General features: G+C 63.5%; 7 protein-coding genes. 3 read left to right on the top strand and 4 right to left on the bottom strand.

The window, feature by feature from the left end; all coding sequences use genetic code 11:
- Positions 1-155: 155 nt before the first annotated feature.
- Positions 156-1,751, bottom strand: a complete 1,596-nt coding sequence (locus RCCGE510_RS02650; protein WP_007626887.1) for an ABC-F family ATP-binding cassette domain-containing protein — start codon at positions 1,749-1,751, stop codon at positions 156-158.
- 403 nt (positions 1,752-2,154) lie between these two features.
- Positions 2,155-3,714, bottom strand: a complete 1,560-nt coding sequence (locus tag RCCGE510_RS02645; RefSeq protein ID WP_007626886.1) for a helicase HerA-like C-terminal domain-containing protein — start codon at positions 3,712-3,714, stop codon at positions 2,155-2,157.
- Positions 3,715-3,937: 223 nt separating this feature from the next.
- Here RCCGE510_RS02645 and RCCGE510_RS02640 point away from each other — a divergent pair, with 223 nt between their 5' ends.
- The 3 genes from RCCGE510_RS02640 (at position 3,938) to RCCGE510_RS02630 (ending at position 5,350) form a co-directional block, all read left to right on the top strand.
- Complete coding sequence (locus RCCGE510_RS02640; protein WP_007626885.1) at positions 3,938-4,333, top strand: hypothetical protein; 396 nt, start codon at positions 3,938-3,940, stop codon at positions 4,331-4,333.
- Positions 4,334-4,439: 106 nt separating this feature from the next.
- Complete coding sequence (locus tag RCCGE510_RS02635; RefSeq protein ID WP_007626884.1) at positions 4,440-4,895, top strand: NUDIX domain-containing protein; 456 nt, start codon at positions 4,440-4,442, stop codon at positions 4,893-4,895.
- 131 nt (positions 4,896-5,026) lie between these two features.
- A complete protein-coding gene (locus RCCGE510_RS02630; RefSeq protein WP_007626883.1) occupies positions 5,027-5,350 on the top strand; it encodes a hypothetical protein in 324 nt (107 codons plus the stop codon).
- 18 nt (positions 5,351-5,368) lie between these two features.
- Here the strand turns inward: RCCGE510_RS02630 and zwf are convergent, their stop codons facing one another.
- Together zwf and tam are read right to left on the bottom strand one after the other, a co-directional pair.
- Positions 5,369-6,886, bottom strand: a complete 1,518-nt coding sequence (gene zwf, locus RCCGE510_RS02625) for a glucose-6-phosphate dehydrogenase (RefSeq protein ID WP_007626882.1) — start codon at positions 6,884-6,886, stop codon at positions 5,369-5,371.
- A 280-nt stretch (positions 6,887-7,166) separates the two neighbouring features.
- Positions 7,167-7,937 (bottom strand): trans-aconitate 2-methyltransferase, encoded by a 771-nt coding sequence (gene tam, locus RCCGE510_RS02620; RefSeq protein WP_007626881.1) that lies wholly within the window; start codon positions 7,935-7,937, stop codon positions 7,167-7,169.
- Between the last annotated feature and the right edge of the window lie 5 nt (positions 7,938-7,942).

Genomic DNA, 7,942 nt, shown 5'->3' with positions numbered 1-7,942 from the left:
AACAACACGGTTGCTGAGGTGCCCCGCTGGGGCCTCGAAGGACGAGGCCGGCCACCGGCGTTGATGGGCGCAAGACGCGGCGTCGGACGCGTCCTTGGAGGCTCCGCCCTATGGGCTGCCAGGTCCTCAGAATGAGGGCGGTTGGAGGGTGCCGCCTAAACCGCCGGATCACCGCCAGCCAACTTCAACCGCCGCGTGATCCCAATGCTTTCCAGAAACGTCTCGTCGTGGCTGACGACGAGCAGTGCGCCATCATAAGCGCGCAGCCCGGCCTCGACTGCAGCAATCGAATCGATGTCGAGATGGTTGGTCGGCTCGTCGAGGATCAGCAGCGGCGGCGGTGCGGCGCCGAGAACGCAGGCAAGGCCGGCGCGCAGCAATTGTCCGCCGCTCAGCGTCGATACGGTCTGCAACGCTGCATCCGCCCTGAACATGAAGCGGGCAAGAGCGGCCCGGCAGGTATTTTCATCGGCAAGCGGGTTGATCCGGCGGAAATTGTCGCGGATCGAAGCCGACGGATCGAGAAGACTGACCGTCTGATCGAGCATCGCAAAAGCGGTCATGACGCCGACCGTCCCGGCCCAGGGTTTGAGATCGCCGGTAATTAGCGCCAGCAGGGTCGTCTTGCCCGAGCCGTTGCGGCCGGTGACGGCGATCCGTTCAGGCCCGGTGACGTCAAAGGAGAGATCGCGGATGACGGGATCGCCCGGCTGATAGCCCGAGGTCACGCTGTCCATCTTCAGTACGGTCTTGCTGCCAGGCAGTCCGGTCGGCGGCAGGCTCACCGACAAGGGCTGCAGGATCTCGATCTTTTCGCGCGCGGTGGTTGCCTCGTCCTGGGCCTGGGCGCGACGGCGGTCGGCGAGGCGGGCATTGTCGCCGCCGGTGGTTTCGCTCCGCTCCTTCATGCCGCCGAGCATGATGCGCGGGATCCCGCCTTTGGCGGCCATCTTCCGCCCGGTGCTGTCTCGATGCGCCTGACGCTCCACCGTCGCCTGCGCCTTTCTCGCAACCTCGGCCATGCGTTTTTCGGCATCGTCGAGATCATGCCGGGCTGCTGCAAGCTCGAGTGCCTTGCGCTCGCGATAATGGCTCCAATTGCCGCCGTAACGGGTGACCCCGAGCGAGGTCAGTTCGAAGATCGCATCGACGCTCTCGAGCAGTTCCCGGTCATGGCTGACGATGATGGCACCGGCCCGCCAACTTGAAATCAGCGCGATCACCGCCTCGCGGCCTTCACGGTCGAGATTGTTTGTGGGTTCGTCGAGCAGCAGGACATCCGGTTCGGTGAAAACGAGCGCCGCCAGCCCGGCACGCGTGCGCTGACCGCCGGAGAGTGCCGCAAGCGGCGTATCCGGAGGCACATCGAGGCCAGTGCGATTGAGCGCTGCGGCGACGCGCGCCGGGAGCATCCAGTCTGCCGATGCAAGCTCGTCGGCCGTTGCCTCGCCGGCTTCAGCACGAAGGAGAACGGCGAGCGCATCGGTGACGCCGAACAGATCGGCGACCGTTTCGTCGGGCGCCACCTGAACGCTCTGCCGCAACACGCCGAGGCTGCCGCCGACGGATATCGTCCCCGAATGCGGCTTGATATCCCCGGAGACGAGCTTCAGCAACGTCGTCTTGCCGACGCCGTTGCGCCCGACGAGACCGACACGCTCAGGCCCGAAGCTCAGGTCGAAACTGGAAAAAAGCGACCGCCCGTCAGGCGCGGACCATGAAACGTGGGAGAGGGTGATGGATGCAGGCATGGATATGGATTTCCCGGTTGGCAAGGCGAACTGGCGTTGCGATCGGGTTGAAATCCATTGCGGCACACATCCTGTTGAAATGGTCGATGGCAGATAATTTAGGGGAGGAAGGCTGGTGATTCAAGGCGACGCAGCCAATTGGGCAGCAGGCAGCGATCTTCCTCCCTCTTCTCCCCGGCGGGGTCCGAAGGACGGGTTGAGACCTGTGGCTCAATCCCGGGTGGTGGCCCGAAGGGTCGGATGAGGGGGCCACACGGTACCCGTTGCTGCCTTTCGCTGGCGGCTCAAGGCGTTCGTCGCTGACGCTTCTCACACCCCCTCATCTGCCTGCCGGCATCGACCGGGGGCGAGCCACGGGTCTCGCCCGTCCTTCGGACCCCCGCTGGGGAGAAGGGACCCAGACCTACCGCTTCAAGCTCCCCAATATCCCGCGCACCAGCGCCCGGCCGACCTGTGTCGCCACTGTGCGGGCCACGCTCTTCATGGCCGCTTCCACCACCGTTTCGCGTTGGTAGCCGGAGGCTTTGCCGCGCGATTGGCCGCGGCCCTTGTCGTCGTCATTGCTGCCGCCGAAGCCCGGCAGGCTCCAGCCAGAGGTCGTGCTGCCCTGCTGAGGCGCCTCTTCCTGCGCCCGCTTGGCGGCATCGGCATCGGCTGCTTTCTTGGCCCGCGCAGCCAGCAGCTCAAAGGCGGATTCGCGATCGATGTCCTCGTCATAGACACCGAGAACCGGGCTTCGGTCCATGATCTGCCGGCGCTCGGCATCGGTCAGCGGGCCGACGCGGCCGGATGGCGGGCGGATCAGCGTGCGCTCGACGATCGACGGCGCCCCCTTGGCCTCCAGCGTCGAGACCAGCGCCTCGCCGGTGCCGAGATTGGTGATGACGGTGGCGCAATCGAAGGCCGGGTTGGGGCGGAAGGTATCGGCCGCCGTCCTCACCGCCTTCTGCTCGCGCGGCGAATAGGCGCGCAACGCATGCTGGGCGCGGTTGCCGAGCTGGGCGAGCACCGTTTCCGGCACGTCGAGCGGGTTCTGCGTCACGAAATAAACGCCGACGCCCTTGGAGCGGATCAGCCGCACCACCTGCTCGACCCGTTCGGTCAGCACCTTCGGCGCGTCGTTGAAGAGCAGATGCGCCTCGTCGAAAAAGAAGACCAGCTTCGGCTTGTCCGGGTCGCCGACCTCCGGCAGTTCCTCGAACAGTTCCGACAGCAACCACAGCAGGAAGGTGGCATAAAGGCGCGGGTTCATCATCAGCTTGTCGGCGGCCAGCACCGAGATCTGGCCGTAGCCGTTATTGCTGGTGCGCATGATGTCGGAAATCTTCAGCGCCGGTTCGCCGAAGAAGTGCTCGGCGCCCTGCTGTTCGAGAACGAGCAGCGCCCGCTGGATCGAGCCGACCGAGGCCTTGGAGATCAGCCCGTACTGATTGGAAAGCTCGGTGGCATTCTCGCCCATATAATTCAGCAGCGAGGTGAAATCCTTGAGGTCGAGCAGCGGCAGCCCTCCCTGGTCGGCGATCTTGAAGGCGATGTTGATGACGCCCTCCTGCGGTTCGGAGGCATCCATCAGCCGGGCGAGTAGCAGCGGCCCCATCTCGGCGATCGTGGTGCGCACCCGATGGCCCTTCTCACCGAATAGATCCCAGAAAATCACCGGAAACTGATCGAATTCATAGTCGGTGAAGCCGATCTGCTCGGCCCGCTTGGTGAGGAAATCCTTGGGCTCGCCCTTCGCCGCGATGCCGGAAAGGTCGCCCTTGATATCGGCGGCGAAGACCGGCACGCCGGCCCGCGAGAAGCCCTCGGCCAGCACCTGCAGCGTCACCGTCTTGCCGGTGCCGGTGGCGCCAGTGACGAGGCCGTGGCGGTTGCCGAACTTCAGGTCGAGATATTCCGGCTTGTTGATGCTGTCGTCGGGATTGCGGCTCGCGCCGATGAAAATCTTGCCATCCTCGATCATCCGCAAATGCTCCCTTCGGCTCTGCCGTTTTCTGTTGAGAAGGCTTGGTTCCCGCCGCCTTCATCGAACCATCGTTTCCCTGTTATAAGCAGGCAGGCGGATGCGGACAACTGTTTGCATCGAAAGCAAAACTGGACAATGTGCCGCCGTGCGCGCCCGGCTTGAGTTGCGCTCGAATCTCGAATAACGTTCACGTTAACGTCAAAATAGCAGGAGGCTGACGATGAATGAAATTGTGACCCAGATCGCCGATCGTGTGGGCATTGCGCCTGATTTGGCCGAAAAGGCGCTCGGCATGATGCTCGGCTTCCTCCAACGCGAGGCGGCTGACGGTCCTGTCGCCCGGATGATCGAAGCGATCCCCGGCGGCGCCGATCTCGTCGCCCAGTACAATGGCGCAAGTGCCGGCGGCGGCGGCGGTCTGCTCGGCGGGCTGATGAGTTCGCTCGGCGGCGGCGGCATCATGGGCCTCGGCCAGCAACTGATGGGCGAAGGCCTCGGCATGGGCGAGATCACCTCTCTCGCCAAGGAAACCATCGCCATCGCCAAGCAATATGCCGGCGAAGAGGTTGTTGACGAGGTCGTCGCCTCCGTCCCGGGCCTCAGCCAGTTCGTCTGAGACGAGAGATCGACTGGAGCCTCGCTTTGTTGCGGGGCTCATTGTTCTCGTGCTGGAAAAGACGGGGGGAACAGCAGCGTTGCCTCTCGAATGGAAGGAGAGCCGCATGACTGTCTGGCGCCCGTCGCAGCAGATCAGGGTGAAGGTGATCGGCCTCGCCTGGCGGGAAGACCGGCTGCTCGCCGCGGAAGTGGAGGAAGATAGCGGCCGCATCAAGGGTGTCCGCCCGCTCGGCGGCGCGATCGAGTTCGGCGAGAGCCGTGAAGAAGCGCTGCACCGCGAATTCGGGGAGGAACTCGAGACGGCGATCCGCATCGTCGGCCCCTGGCATCTCCTTGAAAACATCTACGAGCATCATGGCGAGACCGGTCACGAATTCATCTTCGCCGCCGATATCGAACTGGCGGATGCATCGCCTTATGAGCGCGACGAAATCCGCTATTCCGAACTCGACGAGACGACCGCGACCGCACGTTGGTTCGGCCGTGATATGCTGCGTGACGCCGGCATCGATCTCTATCCGACAGGCCTCGACAAGTTGCTGTCACGCTGGCGCGATTGAGCTGGAAACACCGCCGGTGCAAGGCTCCTATACAGCTCGCCAAACTTTGATCGTCAGTGACGGTAACGAAGGAACAACGAGGTCGGATTCGCTGTTCTATCAGCATCGCTAAAACCAGAAGGAATAGCATCATGCGCAGGTTTATTGCAGCAGCCTCGATCGCTCTCCTCAGCCTCTCTACTCCGGCCCTTGCCCAGTCGAATATGGGCATGGATGCCAGCGGCCGGTTCGACGGCACGCCGCCGCTCGGCACCTCGCCGGGCAACGAGCCGGAAAGTGGGCTGGTCATCCCGCTCGATTCTATGGAAACCGGCAGCATCAACGACAATGGAACGTCGAGCGGTCGCGTCGATTGGGCGCGCTGCCCGCCGCGCAAGGCCCGCGGCGCCCTTGCCACCGAAGGCGGCAACAGCGGCGCTTCCGTCAGCTCGGCATGCCGTGATCGCGGAAACTGACAGGATCAGGGAAGGGCGCTATTTGCCCTCTTTCTTGTCCTGCTGCAGGATCACACCGAGTTCATGCCACCGCCGGCCGTCACGCTGGATGAGCTGGTCGGCTGAGGCTGGTCCCATGCTGCCCGGCGCGTAGGCGTCGGGCACGCTGTCATCCCCAGCCCAGATATCGAGGAAAGGCTGCACCGCCGCCCAGCCGGCCTCGATGCCGTCGGCGCGCTGAAACAGCGTCTGGTCACCAATGAAGAGATCGTAGAGCAGCGATTCATAGCCGGTGGTCTTGCCGATATCGAACTTGTCGGCATAGCGGAAGTCGAGTGAAACCGGCGTGGTGTCGACCGAAAGCCCCGGCGACTTGATCGAGATTTCCATGCTCATGCCTTCGTCCGGCTGCACCTGGATCACCAGCCGGTTCGGCGGCAGGCGGCGATTGACCTCGGTCTCGCGAAACTGCGCGAAGGGCACCGGCTGGAAGGTGATGACGATTTCGGTGTCGCGCGCCGTCAGCGCCTTGCCGGTTCTGAGGTAGAAGGGCACGCCCGCCCAGCGCCAGGTATCGGCATAAAGCTTCAATGCCACGTAGGTCTCGGTGCGGCTGTCGGGCGAGACGTCCTTGGTATCGCGATAGGCTGGAAGATCGGTGCCGTTGAGCGGGCCTGCGCCATAGGCGCCGCGCACGCCATGCGTCTTCGCCTCCTCGGGCGTATAGATCCGCAGCGCCTTCAGCACCTTGCTCTTCTCGTTGCGGATCGCTTCGGCATCGAAGCTGTTCGGCGGCTCCATGGCGATCATCGCCAGCAGCTGGAAGAGATGGTTCGGCACCATGTCGCGCAGCGCGCCGGTCGCATCGTAGAATTTGCCGCGGCTGCCGATATCGACGATCTCGGCGGCAGTGATCTGCACATGGTCGATGTAGCGGCTGTTCCACAGCGACTCGATGATCATATTGGCAAAACGCGCCGTCATCAGGTTCTGCACCGTCTCCTTGCCGAGGAAATGGTCGAGCCGGTAGACTTGGCTTTCGGCGATCTGGGCGAGGATTTGCGCATTGAGTGCCTTCGCCGAGGCTAGATCGGTGCCGAACGGCTTCTCGATAGCGACGCGGCGGAAGGTGCCGTCCTTTTCATCGGTCAGGCCATGGGCGGCGAGCTTTTCGACGATCGATCCGAAGAAGGATGGCGGCACCGCCAGATAGAAGGCGGCGTTGGCATCAGGCCCCAGCCGCTTGCCGATCTCGAGGAAAATATCGTCCTTGGTGAAATCGCCCGCCATATAGGAAATGCGCTGGCGCAGGCTTCCCCAGGCCTCGTCCTTCACTGTCGGCTCTTCGCCGCTCAGATGATTGAGAAATTCGTCGAGCCGCCCGCGCAGGAACTCGTCGTCGCCCGGTTCGATGCCGATGCCGAGAATGTGGAGATCATTGCCAACGAGGCGGCCGCGCGTCAGGTTGATGATGGCCGGCACCAGGAGGCGGCGCGTCAGGTCTCCCGTAGCGCCGAAGATGACGAGGGTAACCGGCGGGGTAGGGGCAGCGTCCATGTATGTCATCTCCTGAGATTTTCCGGCCGACTATAATGCCCATCGGTTTCGCCGCAACCTATGAGGGGGAGGGTAACAGGCATTTGACAGCATCTGGGGCCTGCCCCTCATCCGCCGCCGGCACCTTCTCCCCGCTTGCGGGGCGAAGGAGGCATGTCGCACCCGCTCGCCTAAATCTCGGCGCTGCGTTTTGCACGTCCCCTCTCCCCGTTTTTACGGGGAGAGGGTTAGGGTGAGGGGCATCTTGCTGGCGTAGACCCAACCTGCCGACAGCAGCCGCTTACCCCTTCACCGCCACCATGAAAATCCGCGGAAACCGCAGCAGTACCCGCCCGTCCGACATCTTCGGATAGGCCTTTTCCACCCGCGCAAGGTAATCCGCCAGAAACGCCTCGCGATGTTTTTCGCCGGCATGAGCGAGATAGGGCATCAGCCCGGTGCCCTTCACCCATTCGACGATCGCCGCGGCATCCGCCATCGGGTGATTGTAGATGGTGTGCCAGATATCGACGCGCGCGGCCTTGGCGATCAGCCTGGAATAATAGGCCGAAGGCGGGGCCAAGGCCTGGCGGCGCACGCCCTTTTTTTCGAAAGCGGCTTTCCACGGGCCTGCATGCGCCGTCTCCTCCATCATCAGATGCGTGGGTTCGCCGAGATTGTCGGGCATCTGGACCGCCAGCGCCCCGCCTGGGGAAAGCCCATCCATCAGCCGGTCGAAAATATCGAGATGATCGGGCAGCCATTGGAAGACGGCATTGGCAAACAGCAGGTCGGCCGGCTCTGTCGGCTGCCAACTGCCGAGATCGGCTTCGACGAAGGCCGTGCCTGGAAGCCGCTTGCGGGCCGCCTCCAGCATGTTCATGTCGCTGTCGAGACCGGAGACGCCGTCGGCCCCATAGCGCTCGATGATCAGTTCGGTCGAATTGCCCGGCCCGCAGCCGAGGTCGACGGCGCGACGAAGGCTTTGCAGCGGCACCTGCGCCAGCAGATCGCGTGCCGGTCGTGTGCGCTCATCCTCGAATTTGACATATTGATTGGCGGACCATGCCATGGGCG

Source organism: Rhizobium sp. CCGE 510 (genome assembly GCF_000292525.1).
Lineage (GTDB): Bacteria > Pseudomonadota > Alphaproteobacteria > Rhizobiales > Rhizobiaceae > Rhizobium.
Note: the sequence above shows the minus strand (reverse complement) of the source record. Positions and strands in the feature narration are given on the sequence as shown.

Excerpts from the sequence above, each read along its gene's own strand:
- RCCGE510_RS02650 (WP_007626887.1), bottom strand. The coding sequence starts at position 1,751 with ATGCCTGCATCCATCACCCTCTCCCACGTTTCATGGTCCGCGCCTGAC.
- RCCGE510_RS02645 (WP_007626886.1), bottom strand. The coding sequence starts at position 3,714 with ATGATCGAGGATGGCAAGATTTTCATCGGCGCGAGCCGCAATCCCGAC.
- RCCGE510_RS02640 (WP_007626885.1), top strand. The coding sequence starts at position 3,938 with ATGAATGAAATTGTGACCCAGATCGCCGATCGTGTGGGCATTGCGCCT.
- RCCGE510_RS02635 (WP_007626884.1), top strand. The coding sequence starts at position 4,440 with ATGACTGTCTGGCGCCCGTCGCAGCAGATCAGGGTGAAGGTGATCGGC.
- RCCGE510_RS02630 (WP_007626883.1), top strand. The coding sequence starts at position 5,027 with ATGCGCAGGTTTATTGCAGCAGCCTCGATCGCTCTCCTCAGCCTCTCT.
- zwf (WP_007626882.1), bottom strand. The coding sequence starts at position 6,886 with ATGGACGCTGCCCCTACCCCGCCGGTTACCCTCGTCATCTTCGGCGCT.
- tam (WP_007626881.1), bottom strand. The coding sequence starts at position 7,937 with ATGGCATGGTCCGCCAATCAATATGTCAAATTCGAGGATGAGCGCACA.